The 16,688-nt window shown below is 69.9% G+C and carries 14 protein-coding genes; 12 read left to right on the top strand and 2 right to left on the bottom strand.

The genetic code is table 11. From position 1 onward, the window contains the following. The first annotated feature begins 16 nt into the window (after positions 1-16). Positions 17-2,887 (top strand): alpha/beta fold hydrolase, encoded by a 2,871-nt coding sequence (locus tag HAV39_RS43330; RefSeq protein WP_191841427.1) that lies wholly within the window; start codon positions 17-19, stop codon positions 2,885-2,887. A gap of 71 nt (positions 2,888-2,958) precedes the next feature. Here the strand turns inward: HAV39_RS43330 and HAV39_RS24090 are convergent, their stop codons facing one another. After that, on the bottom strand, positions 2,959-3,915 hold the full coding sequence (locus HAV39_RS24090) for a hypothetical protein (protein WP_191841426.1): 957 nt from the start codon (positions 3,913-3,915) through the stop codon (positions 2,959-2,961). Between the two features lie 180 nt (positions 3,916-4,095). Between HAV39_RS24090 and HAV39_RS24085 the strand changes: the two genes are divergently transcribed. The 10 genes from HAV39_RS24085 to HAV39_RS24040 all read left to right on the top strand — a co-directional run bounded on the left by HAV39_RS24085 (position 4,096) and on the right by HAV39_RS24040 (position 14,353). Further along, positions 4,096-4,491, top strand: a complete 396-nt coding sequence (locus HAV39_RS24085) for an MSMEG_0570 family nitrogen starvation response protein (RefSeq protein WP_308440916.1) — start codon at positions 4,096-4,098, stop codon at positions 4,489-4,491. Continuing rightward, positions 4,488-5,795, top strand: coding sequence for an MSMEG_0569 family flavin-dependent oxidoreductase (locus HAV39_RS24080; protein ID WP_191841424.1), 1,308 nt, complete (start codon positions 4,488-4,490; stop codon positions 5,793-5,795). Before HAV39_RS24085 ends, HAV39_RS24080 begins: the two co-directional genes overlap by 4 nt. A 13-nt stretch (positions 5,796-5,808) precedes the next feature. Then, entirely contained in the window at positions 5,809-6,624 is an 816-nt protein-coding gene (locus HAV39_RS24075; RefSeq protein WP_191841423.1) for an amidohydrolase family protein, read from the top strand. A 29-nt stretch (positions 6,625-6,653) separates the two neighbouring features. After that, entirely contained in the window at positions 6,654-7,169 is a 516-nt protein-coding gene (locus tag HAV39_RS24070) for an MSMEG_0572/Sll0783 family nitrogen starvation response protein (RefSeq protein ID WP_191841422.1), read from the top strand. A gap of 10 nt (positions 7,170-7,179) precedes the next feature. Continuing rightward, entirely contained in the window at positions 7,180-8,262 is a 1,083-nt protein-coding gene (locus tag HAV39_RS24065) for an MSMEG_0568 family radical SAM protein (protein ID WP_239120973.1), read from the top strand. A gap of 5 nt (positions 8,263-8,267) precedes the next feature. Beyond that, positions 8,268-9,713: an MSMEG_0567/sll0787 family protein gene (locus HAV39_RS24060; protein WP_191841421.1), complete on the top strand. Its 1,446-nt coding sequence runs from the start codon at positions 8,268-8,270 to the stop codon at positions 9,711-9,713. Between the two features lie 334 nt (positions 9,714-10,047). Then, a complete protein-coding gene (locus tag HAV39_RS24055; RefSeq protein ID WP_191841420.1) occupies positions 10,048-10,899 on the top strand; it encodes a carbon-nitrogen hydrolase family protein in 852 nt (283 codons plus the stop codon). Then, a complete protein-coding gene (locus HAV39_RS24050; RefSeq protein ID WP_191841419.1) occupies positions 10,896-11,729 on the top strand; it encodes a carbon-nitrogen hydrolase family protein in 834 nt (277 codons plus the stop codon). The genes HAV39_RS24055 and HAV39_RS24050 overlap by 4 nt, the downstream gene beginning before the upstream one ends. Further along, on the top strand, positions 11,726-12,868 hold the full coding sequence (locus HAV39_RS24045) for an MSMEG_0565 family glycosyltransferase (RefSeq protein WP_191841418.1): 1,143 nt from the start codon (positions 11,726-11,728) through the stop codon (positions 12,866-12,868). The genes HAV39_RS24050 and HAV39_RS24045 overlap by 4 nt, the downstream gene beginning before the upstream one ends. Before the next feature lie 360 nt (positions 12,869-13,228). After that, positions 13,229-14,353 carry an SGNH/GDSL hydrolase family protein gene (locus HAV39_RS24040; protein WP_239120972.1) on the top strand — a complete coding sequence of 375 codons (1,125 nt, stop codon included), beginning with the start codon at positions 13,229-13,231 and terminating at the stop codon, positions 14,351-14,353. Between the two features lie 12 nt (positions 14,354-14,365). On the opposite strand, the gene HAV39_RS24035 is transcribed toward HAV39_RS24040, so the two are convergent. Next, positions 14,366-14,590, bottom strand: a complete 225-nt coding sequence (locus tag HAV39_RS24035; protein ID WP_191841417.1) for a hypothetical protein — start codon at positions 14,588-14,590, stop codon at positions 14,366-14,368. A 109-nt stretch (positions 14,591-14,699) separates the two neighbouring features. Between HAV39_RS24035 and HAV39_RS24030 the strand changes: the two genes are divergently transcribed. Continuing rightward, positions 14,700-16,319, top strand: coding sequence for a hypothetical protein (locus tag HAV39_RS24030; protein ID WP_191841416.1), 1,620 nt, complete (start codon positions 14,700-14,702; stop codon positions 16,317-16,319). Positions 16,320-16,688 lie beyond the last annotated feature (369 nt).

Below are 16,688 nucleotides of genomic sequence, written 5' to 3'. Positions count from 1 at the left end.
TGCCGGGAGGCCTGTCGTGAAACGCCGCAGCCGCATGTCCGCAGTCCTGCTGCTCGTCGCGGCCGTGCTCACCGCCCCGGCCACGACCGGGCGCGCGCGGGCCGACTCCAGCCCGGTGTCGCCGCCGGCGCAGCGACACAACGTCTCGGTGGGCGGCGTGGCGACCAAGGCCGACGACAGCACCCGGGCCCATGGCTCGACGTCGTCGCAGCACACCCCGCAGTCGCCCAGCACGACGGTGGTCCCGGTCAGCAACGACATCGCCGGCGCCACCGCGCTGGCGACCGAGGCGTTCGACGGCGGCGGCCTGGTGGACGCCTCGTTCGTGACCGCTCCCCCGGCCTACGCCACCCACGGCATGGTCAAGGACCTGGGCGGCTTCCCCTCGGCCAGCGCCTACGGCGCGCTGCTGACCACCGGTGACGCCCGCTGGGCGGCCGAGGACAACGACTACGGTTCCTCAGGCCGCGACTCCGGCGGCGGCATCGTGCGCGGGGCGCGCACCTACGACGTGACGGTGCTCAAGGCGACGTTCGACGTCCCGGCCGGCATGAACTGCTTCAACATGAGCTTCCGGTTCTACTCCGAGGAGGTTCCGGAGTTCACCGGCAAGGCCTACAACGACGCGTTCATCGCTGAGATCGACACCGACAACTGGACCACCACCGCCTCGACCGTCAACGCGCCGTCGAACTTCGCCCACGACGGCTCCGGAAACCTGGTCAGCGCCAACACCAGCGGACCGCTGGGCATGTCCGCCGCGCTCGCCGCGGGCAGCACCTACGACGGCGCCACCCCGGTCCTGATCGCCACGACCTCGATCTCACCCGGCCGGCACACGCTGTACCTCAGCCTGTTCGACCAGTACGACGCCGTGTACGACTCCGCCGTCGTGGTCGACCAGATCCGCTACACCAACGTGGCGACCTGCCCCACCGGCACCGGCGCGCAGAACCGGCCGATCATCTTCGTGCCGGGCATCATGGGCAGCTTCCTGGAGGACGGCGACGGCAACGAGGTGTGGCCGAACCAGCAGTATGCCGCCGACCCGTGGGACTTCCTGCTCAAGGACCTCAAGCTCAACAACGACGGCTACACCGCCTGCTGCGGCGTCAAGCTCGGCCGGCGCGGCATGATCGCCGAAACCGCCGGCACGGACGTGTACCGGTCCACCGTCGAGCATCTGATGTCCAACGGGTACGTGCTGGACCGCAACAACAAACCCGAACCCAACGAGACCCTGTTCCTGTACCCCTTCGACTGGCGGCGCTCCGCGCAGGCCAACGCGACGGCGCTGCTGCAGCTCGTCGACCGGATCCGGGACGTCACCGGCCACGACAAGGTCAACATCCTGGCGCACTCGCAGGGCGGCCTGGTGGTGCGGGCCATGCTGAGCCTGGCCGGCTCCTACGGGCGGGTCAACCGGGTGGTCACCCTGGGTACGCCCAACCTGGGCGCGGCGCTGGCGATCTCGGTGATGAAGTACAAGCTCAGCTGCATGCCGCCGGCATCGCTGCTGGGCGGGTGCATCCTCAACCGCGACACGGTGCGCGACGTGGCGCAGAACTTCAGCGGCCTGCTGGAGCTGCTGCCCTCGGACCCGTACTACTGGGCGATCGGCTCACCCATCGTGCGCAAGTACGACGCCGACGGTGATGGCCAGATCGACGGCAGGCTCGACGAGGGGCAGGTGTTCGCCCTGTTCAACGACACGAGCCAGCACAACCCGTCGCTGATCCTCGCCGCCCAGGCCTGGCACGACAGCCACGACCTGTGGAATCCGGTCGACTCCAGCGTCGGGCTGGTGCGCGTCTTCGGCTACGACTACCTCACCCCACAGCGCATCAACCTGACCCAGGACATCGAATGCGACACCGGCGACTGGGCACCGCCGAACTGCTACGCGCTCGAGCACGCCGAGTTCGACCAGGACTACGACGGTGACGGGGTGGTGCCGAAGGGCTCGGCCACCATGGTCAACCCGGTGCACGACCTGACCGGCGGCCGCCCGTCCTACGGCGTACGCTATGGGCACAACTCGATGGTGTTGAAGAAGGACGTGATCGACTACGCGGTGGCGGTGATGCGGGTCAACGGGCCGACCAACGCCATCACCGCCGACCCGACCACGTTCGCGGTCACCGGCGCGGTCGCGCCGGCCTCGTTCACCCAGCATGTCGACCCGCCCGACGGCATCGAGATCACGGTCGCGGGCAACACGCACGGGCTGGTCACCGACGCCGACGGCTGGCGCACCGGCGTCACCGACGCCGCCACCGGCTGGACCGCCTCCGACATCCCCGGCAGCACCTACCACGAGGCACCCGCCTACGCGACCGTCGGCCTGACCACGGAGACCACCGGCACCGCCACCGGCCGATGGACCGTCACCGCCCCCGGCGACGTGCGCATCCGCGTGTACGGCTACACCGACGGCGTGAAGACCTCGCTCACCCCGTACCCCCCGATCCGAGCCGCGGCCGGTGCTGTGCTGACCCTCGCCGACCTGGCCGTCCCCATGGGCACGGCGCCCGCGGTCGCGGTGGACGACGACGGCGACGGCGACGTGGACCGCACGGTCGCGCCGATGCCGACCGTCACCGGCGCCGCCGTGACCGACCTGCTCAAGCCGGTCAGCAGTGCCTCGCTGGCACCGTTCACCGCCGGCAACGGCACCGCGCGGGTGCACGTCACCCTCACCGCCACCGACGACACCGGCGGCTGCGGCATCGGCCGCATCGAATGGCAGCACGCCGCGAGCGGCACCAGCGCCCTGTACAGCGGCACGCCGCTGGACTTGCCGCGCACCGGCACCCTCGCCGTGCGGGCCATCGACTGCGCGGGCAACGTCCAGGCCCCCTACCTGTTCGTCAACCTGGCGGCCTGAGAGGTCCAGGGCGGGCCTTGGTAGGCAAGTGATGGCGCTGTTGCATTGTCGGATCGCCGGGCGTAGGTAGTTCAGGTGCACCGCCTGGGCCCGCCGGTCACCCCGGGCAGCGGCCGACGCGGACGACATCCGGAACGCTTCGAGCCACGACTCCCAGTGTCGGCAGCGCTCCGAGAACCAGTGCACGGCGTCGGCGACCGCCATGACCTCGGCGTGCCGACCCGCAGCGCGCCGAGCCAGTTGAGGCTCTCCTGCTCCAGCCACCGTCCCGCCTCTTCGGCCGACCCCGGCCCGGCATCGGTCCCGCTCGCGGCCGGCCTGAGTGCGTGAGGTTCGCCGCCGCGGCCCGCGTACGCTGGATCGAACCAGCGGCCCGCCGCGACCGTGGTGCCGAGCAACCAGGTGACCATGTGGTCCTCGACTTCCCGCCGGTCCTCCGCCGGCTCCTCCTCCGCCAGGCGCGCCCGTGCGAACAGTCGGATCACGTCGTGGAGCCGGCACCGACCCCCGGTCACCGGCTGGAGCAGCCCGAGCTCCGCCAACTCCTCCAGCGCCGCTTCGGCCTCGCGTACGCCCAGCCCCGCCACTTCGGCGGCGAGATCGATCCCGCTGTCCGGACCGGGGATCAGCGCCAGCCGCCGGAAGATCCGCGCCGCGGCCGGCGACAGCTGCCGATAGGAGAGCATGAACGGCGCCGCGATCTGCAGATCCCCGGCGACCAGCTGGCCGATCCGCTCGTCAGAGTCGGTGAGTCGGCGCAACAGATGCGCGATGCTCCAATCCGGATGGCTGAGCAACCGGTTCCCGGCGATCCGCAGGGCCAGCGGCAGATCCCCGCACGCCTGAGCCAGCCCGACCAGAGCCGTCTCCGGTTCCGCCCCCGAACGCTGCGCGCCGATGATGCGCCGCAGCAGCGCGACCGCTTCGCCCCGGCTCAGGCCCGGCAGCGTGAGCCGGTCCACCGCCTCCAGACCGGCCAGCCCGCGGCGGCTCGTGACGATGGTCAGCGCCGGCCCGGCGCCGGGCAACAGCGGCCGGACCTGCGCCTCGCCGGCGGCGTTACCTGGAGCGGGTGCAGCAGGCGCTGCACCCGCTCCAGCGCCTGCTTGCCGGCCAGAGCCAAAAACAGCATCAGCCACTACAGAAAGTACGACTCTCGACTCCGTCGACACATGCGGTGAGGTTTGGGTAATGCTGCTTTGTTCCGGATGACGTCGATCCGTAACGGCGCGCTGCTGAAGTGTTTTCCACAAGCGGCTGCGAGGTGTCACCACCTCGGCACTTGTCCGGAGGACACCATGCCTGAGATGTATTTCCTAGTCCGATGGCCGGACGGTGCGATTCAGCGGTGTTATTCACCATCGACCGTGATCGAGGACTTCTTGGCGCCGGGCGCCGTGTATCCGCTCGCGGACTTCGTCGAGCGCAGCCGGCAGGCGCTGGGCATCGCCGGCGACAGGGTGCGTGCGAAGTACGGCTTCGCCTGCGGCTCGGCCGCCGACCAGCTCGCCCAGATCGAGGCGACGGCAGCCGGGTTCGGGTCCGTACCGGAGGCTGCGGTCACGGTGGAGGCCATCACGCGCGCGAACGGGCAAGCCCGGTGACCCTCTCCGGTGCGCACTACCCGGTCGTGGTCGTCGGTGGGGGCCAGGCCGGCCTTGCGGCCAGCTACTGCTTGCGGCAGCGAGGCATCGATCACCTGGTGCTGGAGGCCAACCGGCTCGGACACGAGTGGCGTACCCACCGTTGGGACTCCTTCTGCCTGGTGACCCCGAACTGGCAGTGCCGACTGCCCGGCTTCCCCTACCGGGGGCCGGATCCGGACGGGTTCATGGTCCGCGACGAGATCGTGCGATACCTGGAGGAGTACGCGGCCTCGTTCGGGCCGCCGCTGATCGAGGGTGTTCGCGTGAGCAGGCTACGCCGTGCGGCCACCGGAGTCTTTGAACTGTCGACCTCGCACGGCCGGCTGACCGCCGATCAGGTGGTGGTGGCCACCGGCCCCTATCACACGCCATCGGTGCCGCGGGTGGCCGAGCGGCTGCCCGCCGACATGGTGCAGCTGCATTCGGGGGACTACCGCAGCCCTGGCCAACTGCCCGACGGCGCGGTGCTGGTCGTCGGCACCGGCCAATCGGGATGCCAGATCGCGGAGGACCTGCACCTGGCTGGTCGGCCCGTGCACCTGGCCGTCGGCAGCGCACCGCGGGTCGCCCGGTTCTACCGGGGGCGCGACTGCGTGGCCTGGCTGGACGAGATGGGCCACTACCGCAAGGGCATCGACGAGTTCGCCGACGCTGACGCCGTACGGATGCGGGTCAACCATTACGTCACCGGCCGCGACGGTGGCCGGGACATCGACCTGCGCGCATTTGCCCGCGACGGCATGCGGCTCTACGGCCGACTGGCCGTCGTAGCAGGTGCGATCATGTCGTTCGCCGACGATCTGCGGGCGAACCTGGACGGTGCCGACGCGGTAGCCGAGGGCATCAAGGACGCCATCGACGCGCACATCGCCGCCCACGCCATCGACGCACCCCGGGAAGCGCGGTACACACCGGTGTGGGAGCCGTCCGCCGACCATCCGCGCTCGCTGGACCTGCGTGCGGCCGGCATCACCTCGGTGGTGTGGTCGACCGGCTTCGTCCGTGACCACCGCTGGATCGAGGTTCCCGTATTCGACGGCCGCGGCTACCCGATGCACTGGCGCGGCGCGACCAGCTGCCCGGGGCTGTACTTCCTGGGCCTGCCCTGGCAGCGCAGCTGGGGTTCGGGCCGGTTCGAAGCGGTGGGTCGCGACGCCGAGTTCCTTGCCGGGCACATCGACGCCTCCCGCCGGCTGGCCGACGTCTGCGGCACCCTCACCGGTGCGCCGCCGACGCTGTCCGTTGCGCTGCCGGTCGGTTGAGGCAGGACGCGCCATGGTTTCCGACGCTCACCGGCACATCGGTGTCCTTCCCGCATACCCCTTCTACGGCGGCCCGCCGGTCAACCCCGACACCACCGCCCGCGCCACCATCAAACAGGTGATCGCCGACCTGGATGCCGAAGGCACCGAACGGGCCCTGGTCCTGCCCAACTACGGGGTGCCCGATCCGGCGGTCGCCTTCTCCTTCAACGAGCTCGTCATCGAGGCGGCGCAGACAGACGAGCGGATCCGGGCGGGGTTGTGGGTGTCGCCGCGTCCGGCTGATGCCGAACGCACACTTCGCGCTCTGGCACTGGCGGGCGAGGAGGGAGTGCGGGCGCTGAAGCTCAGCTTCCTGCTCGGCGGCCGGGCCACGGATCCGGCCTGCCGCCCGATGCTGGACCAGATCTTCGACCATGCGCAGCGCCACGGCCTGGTGGTCCACGTGCACACCTCCCCGGGCGCCGCATCCGACATCGACGAGATCGGCAACCTCGTCGAGTGGTACGCCGACCGCGTGCCGGTGCACCTGGTGCACTTCGGCGGCGGTATGAGCGGGCACATCAAGCTGGTCGGCAGCCGGTTCTTCGACTGGATCGCGGCCGGAAAACGCGTCTACACCGACCTGTCCTGGGCCATCGGCTTCGCCCCGTACTGGCTGGCACAGGAGATCGAGCGGCGCGGCATCGGCCACGACCGGGTGCTGTTCGCCAGCGATCAGCCGTGGGGTGACTACGCGGGCGAGTACGCCCGGATGTCCGCTGCGACCGGCGGCGGTGAGCTGGCAGACCTCGTCTTCCGGGACACCTTCGCCACCCTTTACCGCTGAACACCCATCTATCCGAAGGAGAGCACGCAATGACCGTCGACCAGACCGACCTGGAGAAGCAGAGCCTGGCGGAGATCCCGCACCCGTCCCTGCCGGAGGGCTCCAGCATCTACGGCAGCACCAAAGTGTTCCCCGACTATCAGGCCGAGAACGGCGAAACATACTTCACGCTGGTGCACGGCATCGCGCACGAGTCGTCGGTGAGTTTCGTGGCGGTCCTGCAGGCCACTCGCGCGCTGCGCAAGGGATTCGAATCCGCGGTCTACTTCTACGGGCCCGGCTCCCTCAACTGCCTGGCCACTCGTGGCTTCCCGACCACCGGCACCTCGGCGTTCCCCGGCGAGCACAACATCAACAACCAGCTCAAGACGTTCATCGCCGAGGGCGGCAAGGTCTACTGCTGCCGGTTCGGGCTGTCACTGCACGGTGCGCGGGAAGAAGACCTGATCGAGGGCGTCATCCCCACCCACCCGCTCGACGTGCAGGACGCGATCATCCACTACGCCCGCAAGGGCGCCATCATCAACTCCACCTACCAGTTGTAAGGGGCCTGCCGTGAGCGTTGGCACTGGTACGACGGTGGGTGTACGGATCCTGACCCGCGCCGAGCTGGCCCTGCGAGGCGTCCGGGTGGACACCGGCGTGCGACGGCCGGACGGTGCGGGACCCAGCGGCGACGACCACGTCCTCGTTGACGGTGCCAACGCCGCGCTGCCCACCAATCCCGCGAGCCCGTACAGCGTGCGTGACGGCACGGTCTGGGTCGGCGACGAAGACACCGGTCTGACCCTGACCCCGGTGCGCCGCCCTCGGTTCTATGACCTGACCACCGCCGACGGGGTGCGCTACGAGCAGATAGCCCGGCTGCACGGCGCAAACGTGCTCGCCACCACAGTGGTGCAGACCTGTATCCGATACGCCGAGGCGGACCGGTGCCGGTTCTGCACCATCGAGGAGGCGCTGCACTCGGGCGCGACCGTCGGCGCGAAGACTCCTGCCCAACTCGCCGAGGTCGCCGAGGCGGCGGTTCGCCTGGACGGGGTCGAGCAGATGGTGATGACGACGGGCACCACGACCGGAGCCGACCGGGGCGCGCGAAATCTCGTCCGCGCGGTGCGGGCGGTGCTGGAGGCGGTTCCCGGGCTGCCGATCCAGGTGCAATGTGAACCTCCCGGCGACCTGGCGTGGATTCGGCATCTACGCGAGGCCGGGGCCACCGCCATCGGCATCCACGTCGAGTCCATGGACGAGCGGGTCCGCCGCCGCTGGATGCCGGGCAAGTCCACGGTGGCCATGGCGGACTACGAAGCCGCGTGGGATGAGGCGGTGCGGGTCTTCGGGCGCAACCGGGTGTCGACATACCTGCTGGTCGGCCTCGGCGAGAACCCCGACGAGCTGATCGCCGGGGCCACGCGGCTGATCGAACGCGGCGTATACCCGTTCATCGTCCCTTTCCGGCCGATGCACGGCACCCTGGCCGCCCGCGACGGCGTCACCGCCCCCGACCCGCACCTGCTGGCCTACGTCACCGAACAGGTTGCCGCCAAACTGCGCGCCGACGGCATGTCCGGCGCCGACCAGAAGGCCGGCTGTGCTGCCTGTGGCGCATGCAGCGTGTTGCAGACCGCGGGCGGGTGAACACCATGACACTGCTCGACGGCGGACCCACCATCCCGCAGACCTGCGAACCCATCGTCACCCCGCAGGACATCCTGCTGCTGCTCGGCGACCGCAGCACCGTGGCCCGCCAGCCGCGCTTCCACATCGAGCCGGCCGACGACGTGGCCACGGTGCGTGCGTACCGGCGGCTGCGCCGCGAGGTGTTCGTCGACGAGCAAGGTCTGTTCGAAGGCCACGACCTCGACGGCCGAGACGACGACCCGCGCACCGTCGTCCTGGTCGCCCGCGACCGGGCCGGGCTCGTACTCGGCGGCGTGCGGCTCGGCCCCGTCGACGGCGATCCCGACATCGGCTGGTGGGTCGGTGGGCGGCTGGTCGTGGCACGCGCCGCGCGCGGCCCGCAGGGCATCGGAGCGGTCTTGGTCCGGGCGGCGTGCGCCCACGCGGAAGCGCGGGGTGCGCTTCGGTTCGAAGCCACCGTGCAATCCCGCAATGAGGCGATGTTCCGCCAGCTGGGCTGGACAAGCGTGCGCCCGGTGACCGTGGCGGGCAGCCCGCACACACTGATGCGGTGGCCGATCGAGCGGACCCGGCACGCCGCGGCGGTCAAGGCGACACTTGGTCCGCTGCTCGCCGGAATCGCCCCGGGCGGCACCGGCTTCGTCGGCGACGACGGTGCGCCGGTGCCCGGGACGGATCTGGTCGCCGCGTGCGACGCGATCGTGCCGACGATGGTGGAACGCGACCCGGAGTGGGCCGGCTGGTGCTCGGTACTGGTGAACGTCAACGATCTGGCCGCGATGGGCGCCGAGCCGCTCGGCCTGCTCGACGCGCTTGCGGCCCGCGACGCCAGCCACGCGGCCCGCGTCCTGGCCGGCCTGCGCCGCGCCGCGCGGGCATACGACGTCTCGATCCTCGGCGGCCACACACAGCTGGGGGTGCCCGCCGCACTGTCGGTCACCGCCCTGGGCCGCACCCGCCACCCGGTGCCCGGTGGTGGAGGTCGGCCGGGGCATCACGTACGGCTCACGGCTGATCTCAGCGGAGCTTGGCGGCCCGGGTACCACGGTCGGCAGTGGGATTCGACCACGGGGCGCGCCACCGCGGAGCTGCGCGCGATGAGTGGTGCCGTGGCCGCCGCGCGCCCCGCCGCCGCCAAGGATGTGTCGATGGCCGGCATCGTCGGCACGCTGGGCATGCTCGCCGAGGCGAGCGGCTGCGCGGCCGTTCTGGACGTCGCCGCCGTCGCACGCCCGAGCAGCGCCACCGTGGGCGACTGGCTCACCTGCTTTCCCGGATACGCGATGCTGACCGCCGACGAGCCGGGCCGGCCGCCGCTGCCGGCCGGACCCGCGGTGGGCGCGGTGTGCGGGGAGCTGACCGAGGGTCGAGGTATCGGGCTGCGCTGGCCCGACGGAGAAGTGACCCACGCAGTCACTGGTGCGGTGACCGGGATGGGGAGAGCTTGACATCTCCCCCAGCTGAAGCAGGGGGATTCGACCCTCGCGGGTTGAACTTTCTGCTTCACAGCCCGTTGCCGACCTGGGCTACCAGCAAGGAGCGGAGTGCCGCCCATCGGTCTTACACAGGCTCCACAGACCTGACTTCCCGCCAGCCCGGCGGTAGGCCCGACCGGCTTGGTCTTCGCCGGCCAGGCCTCAACAAATTAGCACACCTGTTCCCACCTGCGACACCGGTGGATGCCGGATTCGCCCTGGCGGCGAACCGGCTTTTCCTGCCCTGCTTCGCAGGAGTTCCGTTTCCTCTCCGGCCTGAAGGCCGGAGAATCCACGGAGGTATCAGATGACCGTCCTGCGTATGGCCGCCGTCGCCGACGAGTTCGGCCGTGACCTCGACGTGGACTTCCGTACCGTCGAGCGGCTGATCGTCGCGGCGCGCGCACAGGGTGTTCAGCTGCTGGCCCTGCCCGAGGCGTGCCTGGGTGGCTACCTGCTCAGCCTCGACGGCGCCACCGAGCTGGACGCGGGCCCGCCTGCCCTGGCTCTGGACGGCCCCGAGATCCGCCGCCTGATCTCGCTCGCCGGGGAGATGACCGTGGTCGCAGGGTACTGCGAGGCGGCGGACAACACGCGGTACAACAGCGTGGTCTGCGTGAGCGGTGACGGTGTGCTCGGCAACCACCGCAAGGTGCACCAGCCGCTGAACGAGAACGCCAGCTACGCCTCGGGCGACCGGTTCCATGCCTTCGACACCCCGGTCGGCCGGATCGGCATGATGATCTGTTACGACAAGGCGTTCCCCGAGTCCGCGCGCGCCGTGGCCCTGGACGGGGCGCAGATCGGCGTCTGTGTCTCGGCCTGGCCGGGCTCCCGGACCAACCAGGCAGCAGACCTGGCCGAGGACCGCTGGAAGCGCCGCTTCGACCTGTTCGATCGTGCCCGCGCGCTGGAGAACCAGATGGTGTGGTTGTCTGCCAATCAGGCCGGGTCCTTCGGGTCGCTACGCTTCGTCGGCAGCGCCAAGGTCGTCGACCCGGGCGGCGACATCCTGGCTGAGACCGGGGTGCTGGCCGGTATGGCCATCGCCGAACTCGACGTGGCTGACGCGCTGGACACAGCTCGCCGGTCGATGGGGCACCTTCGCGACCGGCGACCGGACGCATACACGTACGCGGTGGGAGCTGCCGGCGCATGAGTACGGTCCGCATCGCGGCCGCGGCCGCGCACTTCGGCCGTAACCTGGACTTCGACGTCGCGCGGATCGGCAAGCTGATCGACGACGCCCGCAGCCAGGGCGCCGGGCTGCTCGTCCTGCCTGACGCGGCACTGGGTGGGTACCTCGCCGATCTGCGCCACCCGGATCCCGACGCGTTGCCGCCCGCGCTCAAGCCCGACGACCCGATCATCTTCGAGGTCGCCCGGCTGGCTGCCGAGATGACCGTCTGCTTCGGGTACTGCGAAGCCGACGGAGACATCCGGTACAACGCGGCGGTGTGCGTCAACGGCGACGGCGTTCTCGGCCGGCATCGCAAAGTCCACCTTCCCGCCGGTGAGGTCGCTGCCTACACGCCCGGCAACAGCTTCGACGCCTTCGACACCCCGGTAGGCCGCGTCGGCATGCTCATCGACTACGACAAGACGTTCCCGGAGTCGGCCCGCAGCCTCGCCCTCGACGGTGCGGAAATCCTGGCCTGCTTGTCCGCCTGGCCGGCCAGCATCACCAACCGTGCCCCGCGCATGGCCCAGGACCGCCAGGCCCGGCTGTTCGACCTTTACGACCAGTCCCGCGCCGCGGAGAACCAGGTCGTGCTCGCATCGTCCAACCAGACCGGAGCGATGGGCGGAATGCGGTTCCTCGGCAAGTCCAAAGTGGTCGGCCCCGGCGGGGACATTCTCGCCCGGACCTTCGGCAAGGCCGGCCTGGCGGTCGCGGGCATCGAGGTCGCCGCCGAGATCGAGCGTGCCCGCCGCGTCCTGCGGCACCTGGGCGAACTGAGGTTCGACGCCTACCGGAGCAGCCCGTGAGGATCGCGCTGCTCAGCTACTCCACCAAGCCACGCGGCGGTGTGGTCCACACGCTCGCCCTCGCTGAAGCCCTGGCCGCTGCGGGTCAGGACGTGACTGTGTGGACCCTGGGCCGCGGCGGCGACGCCGGCTTCTACCGGCCACTCGACCCGGCCGTACGCCAGCGGATCGTGCCGTTCCCGGACGGCCCACAGGACGAGACGGTCGGCACGAGGATCCTGCGTTCGATCGCCGTGCTGCGCGACGCGTTCGACCCCTCGCCGTACGACATCGTGCACGCCCAGGACTGCATCAGCGCCAACGCGGTCGACCGGTGCGTACGCACCGTCCACCACATCGACCACTTCACCACCCCGGAGCTGGCCGACTGCCACGAAAAGGCGATTATTCGGCCGTACGCTCACATCTGCGTCTCATCAGCCGTCGCCGCAGAACTCGCCCACGGCTGGGGCATCAAAGCCGACGTCATCGCGAACGGTGTCGCCTACGAACGGTTCGCTACGACCGACGCGACCGAGCGCGCCGACTGGCGGGCACAGCTGGGCCGCTACGTGCTCAGCGTCGGCGGCATCGAGCCGCGCAAGGGATCGCTGGACCTGCTCGACGCGTACGCACTGCTGCGCACCGAAATGCCCGACGTGCGACTGGTCATCGCCGGCGGCGAGACCTTGTTCGACTACCGCGACTACCGGGCGCGCTGGGACGCGCGCGCCGTCGAATTGGGCATCGCGCCGGTCGTCCTCGGCGCGGTGCCAGACAATGATCTGCCGGCGCTGGTCGCCGCGGCCGGGGCATTCGCCTTCCCATCCCTCAAGGAGGGCTTCGGCTTGGCGGCGATGGAAGCCCTCGCCGCCGGGGTGCCGTTGGTGGTACGCGACCTGCCGGTCCTGCGAGAGGTCTTCGCCCCGGTCGCCCGCTTCGCCGGCGACGCGGCGACCTTCGCCACCGAGCTTGCCGCGGTGCTCGCCGAAGACGACCCAGCCCTGCGGGCCGCGGGTCGGCAGTTTGCCGCACGGCACACATGGGCCGAGGCGGCTCACCGTCACCTCGCCTTCTACCGCGCGCTGATGTCAGACCCGAGACACGCTTCGTGGCCACCTTCGGGCCGGGAGCTGGGTTCGCAGGGGCGACTGGCCTGAGTGACCTTCGGTGACCCGTCTCATCCGGGCTTGTGGCCCGTGAACGGCCCCCGCCATGCGCCGTTGGAGCCGTCGCGGAGATCGCGAGGCGGCGTCCCTGAACTCGTGTCACCGGCCATGCAGGTTTAGAGATGAGTGCCCCGGCGAGTGCGGGCCCGATCGCTCGGGCGGTGTTCACCGGGATCGAGCTCAGGGATGCGGCGTTCGGGATGCGGCGTTCGGGATGAGCCCTGACGGCACGACGTCGGGGACGATCGCCTGGTATGCGGGCAGATGGCCGTCGCGGCGCCGAGCAGGAGCGGCAGGGTCAGCAGGAGCACCGATGTCATCTGCCCGACGGCGGTGAGCACTGTCAGCGGGATGCCGACGGCCACGTGGGTCGAGGCTCAGCCCTCCGGCGTACGGATCAGCTTCCGCACCCGCGCCACGGCCGTCGAGCTCGACGCCCTGGCCACCCGACGGACCTACGCCGGGCTGCCGCCCCGCCCGCACGGCGTCTACGACCTGCTCATCGACGGCCGCCTCACCGACCAGGGCAGCGTGCCCGGCGGCAACACCCTGCGCATCGACATGGCCACCGGAACCACTGAGCACCTGGCCGGACCCATGGGCACCGTGTCCTTCACCGGCTTGCCGGACACCGTCACGGACATCGAGATCTGGTTGCCGCACAACGAGGCCACCGAACTCGTCGCCCTGCGCACCAAAGCCCCGGTCGCGCCCTCCACCGGTGACGGCCGGAAGGTGTGGCTGCACCACGGCAGTTCGATCAGCCACGGCTCCGACGCCGCGAGCCCGTCCACCACCTGGCCGGCGCTCGCCGCCGCACGCGGCGGTGTGGAGCTGATCAACCTGGGTCTCGGCGGCAGCGCACTGCTCGACCTGTTCACCGCCCGCACCCTGCGAGACACTGCGGCCGACCTGATCAGTGTCAAGATCGGCATCAACCTGGTGAACACTGACCTGATGCGCCTGCGCGCCTTCACACCAGCCGTGCACGGTTTCCTCGACACCATCCGAGACGGGCACCCCACCACTCCCCTGCTGGTCGTCTCCCCGATCTATTGCCCGATCCACGAGGACACGCCCGGTCCCGGCGCCTTCGACCTCGACGCCCTGCGCGACGGGCAGGTCAGGTTCACGGCAACCGGCGATCCCGCCGAACACGCCGCCGGGAAGCTGACGTTGCGGGTGATCCGCAAAGAACTGGCCCGTATCGTGACGCAACGCGCCGTAAGCGATCCCCACCTTCACACCTGGACGGGCTCGACCTGTACGGCGAGGACGACTTCGCCGAGCTCCCACTGCCGGACCAGTTGCACCCCGACGCCGCCACCCATCAACGCATGGGAGAACGCTTCGCCACGCTGGTATTCGCCGATCGCGGCGATTCACATCGGAACGCTGGGTGGACCTCTCATCTACTTAGGTGATCATTTGTGCTTCGGGTGGGGCACCGCTGAGAGCGTTGACTCGAAAATGTGAGCGAGGTGCCGGTCAGGCCGTTGCGGGGTTGATCGTGACTGTGTAGCCGAGGTGCTCGAGCTGGGCGATGGCGCGGCGGCGTCGGCGGTCGGGGTCGACGTGGTTGAGGAAATGGTCGGCGCCGAGGTCGTGGTAGGTCGTCTGGCGGTCGAGGATGTGCCAGCTCGCGGTGAGCAGGGTGTGGGCGGTCGCCGGTCGCGGAAGCTGGCCAGCCGGTGGTCGACGTCCATCCAGCACTTCAACCCAAACCTATAAATTCGCTCATGATGGCTTTTTTGGGGCTAATACTCCTGAGGCCTGCGTAAATTCAGCGGCGCGGACGCAACCGTCACCACCTCCGCAACAGGTGGCTGAGCGCGACATGGAGGAAAGCATGCGCCAAGGGAAATGGGCGGCAACACTCGTCAAAGCCCGCCGGGGTAGCGCGGCGTGGATGTCGATGTTGGCATTCACCACCACCGCGGGACTCGCCGTCGCCGGGCCGGCAAGCGCCGGCTACAGGCCCGAGCACGGATCGCCATGTTCGCCGGCGACGAACGCCAGCTCGGGCACACTCGGCGGTACTGCGGGTGTCAGCGGCCTTCTCTGCGGCCAGGTCGGAAATGGAGGGTTCAGGGGCGACAAGGTGACAGGCGCCGAGGGCGACGACCGCGGCCGCGGCCGCGGCGATCACGTGAACTACAGCGTGCCGTGTTCGGCTCAGGCCCTGATCGAGGCGATCAAGAAGGCCAACAGTTCACCAGGGGCCGACATCCTCCACTTGGCCCGAAGGTGCACCTACAAGCTGACAGCGCCGGACGCAGGCAACGCCCCCAACGGTCTGCCGATCATCACCAGCGACATCACGATCGAAGGCCGCGACGCGACGATCACACGGGACTCGTCAGCCCCCGCGTTCCGCATCCTCTTCGTGGACAGCACTGGCACCCTGACCCTCAACAAGATCACCATCAGCGGCGGCAGGGCGACGACATTGGACTGCCCTCTCTTCCCCGGAGAGGGGACGTGCGGTGGCGGCATCCTCAACAACGGCAAGATGACGGTGAACCGCAGTCGGGTGATCAACAACATTTCGACGTCCGATATCTTCGCCCAGGGCGGCGGCATCGACAACAGCGGCACGGCGGCCGTGTGCGACACCGAAGTCAGCGGCAACACCGCCGAGTACACCGGCCCCGGCACCCCGTTCGCTGTCACGGGCGGCGGGATCGTCAACGACGGTCCATTGACGGTCGACCGCAGCCGCGTGCACCACAACACCGTTCGGGCCACCGCGGACACCGGCAGCCTCGCGGAGGCACCAGGCATCGCCGCTTTCGCCAACACTTTGATCAAAAACACCGTCATCAGTCATAACCAGGCCAGCGCCCCAGGCGGCACCGCGCGCGGCGCTCTGGTGAACAACGCCGCACCGCCGGCCACGATGACCGTGATCGACACAGTCATCCGCGACAACACCGCCAGCGCCCCGGGCGGCCTCGCCACCGGTGGCGGAACCACGACCAACCGCACGATGACCCTGACCCGCACCCGCATCATCGACAACCACGCCACCGCCCCCGATGGCGGCACCGTCCACGGCGGCGGGCTCACCCTCGGCCCCACCGGCCAGGTCACGCTGATCAGCAGCGCGGTGCACGGCAACACCGCCAGCGCCCCCGGCGGCGGCACCGCCCTAGGCGGCGGCGCCGCCAACCCATCCGGCGGCACGCTGACGATCGAGCAGTCGCACATCAGCAAGAACACCGCCACCGCCCCGGGAGGCGGTACCGCCCGGGGAGGCGGCGTCTTCACCGACGTGGGCTTGACGACCCTGAAACGGAGCACCGTCATCGGCAACAGCGCGGGCGACGGCGGCGGCATCTTCGAAACATCCGGCACCGTCACGCTGGACAACACCGTGGTCAAGCGCAACACGCCGAACAACTGCGCCCCGCCAAACAGCGTCCCCGGTTGCACCGGCTGAGCGAAAGCGCCGCATAGCCACCGTCGCCGGGCAGCCCTGAAGGCTGCCCGGCGACGGTGAGTGCCGCTGGGCGACAGTGACTATGGTCGGCACAGCCGACCGGTCATAGCCCAGAAGTGTGAATCGGTGGGAGGCGGTCCAGCCGCGGCAGCCGCCGACCGGCGGATGACCGGCAAGGGAGGGGTCACCGCCGCGCTGGCAGGTGGGTGCGGATGAAGCCTTCCAACCCGCTGCCGGGCCGGCAGTAGACATGGTGAGCGGCGCTGCGGATCTGGTGCAAGTTCATTGTGTCTACGCTCTTGCGGCTCAGAGTGAGGCAGACGCCGCTGGCACCCTGGCTGACCGCAGCATCGGGCACGATCGGGCACG

Source organism: Catellatospora chokoriensis (assembly GCF_011297315.1).
In the GTDB taxonomy this organism is placed as follows: domain Bacteria; phylum Actinomycetota; class Actinomycetes; order Mycobacteriales; family Micromonosporaceae; genus Catellatospora; species Catellatospora citrea.
Note: the sequence above shows the minus strand (reverse complement) of the source record. Positions and strands in the feature narration are given on the sequence as shown.

Excerpts from the sequence above, each read along its gene's own strand:
- HAV39_RS24055 (WP_191841420.1), top strand. The coding sequence starts at position 10,048 with ATGACCGTCCTGCGTATGGCCGCCGTCGCCGACGAGTTCGGCCGTGAC.
- HAV39_RS24060 (WP_191841421.1), top strand. The coding sequence starts at position 8,268 with ATGACACTGCTCGACGGCGGACCCACCATCCCGCAGACCTGCGAACCC.
- HAV39_RS24050 (WP_191841419.1), top strand. The coding sequence starts at position 10,896 with ATGAGTACGGTCCGCATCGCGGCCGCGGCCGCGCACTTCGGCCGTAAC.
- HAV39_RS24070 (WP_191841422.1), top strand. The coding sequence starts at position 6,654 with ATGACCGTCGACCAGACCGACCTGGAGAAGCAGAGCCTGGCGGAGATC.
- HAV39_RS24040 (WP_239120972.1), top strand. The coding sequence starts at position 13,229 with ATGCCGACGGCCACGTGGGTCGAGGCTCAGCCCTCCGGCGTACGGATC.
- HAV39_RS24075 (WP_191841423.1), top strand. The coding sequence starts at position 5,809 with ATGGTTTCCGACGCTCACCGGCACATCGGTGTCCTTCCCGCATACCCC.
- HAV39_RS24085 (WP_308440916.1), top strand. The coding sequence starts at position 4,096 with ATGACGTCGATCCGTAACGGCGCGCTGCTGAAGTGTTTTCCACAAGCG.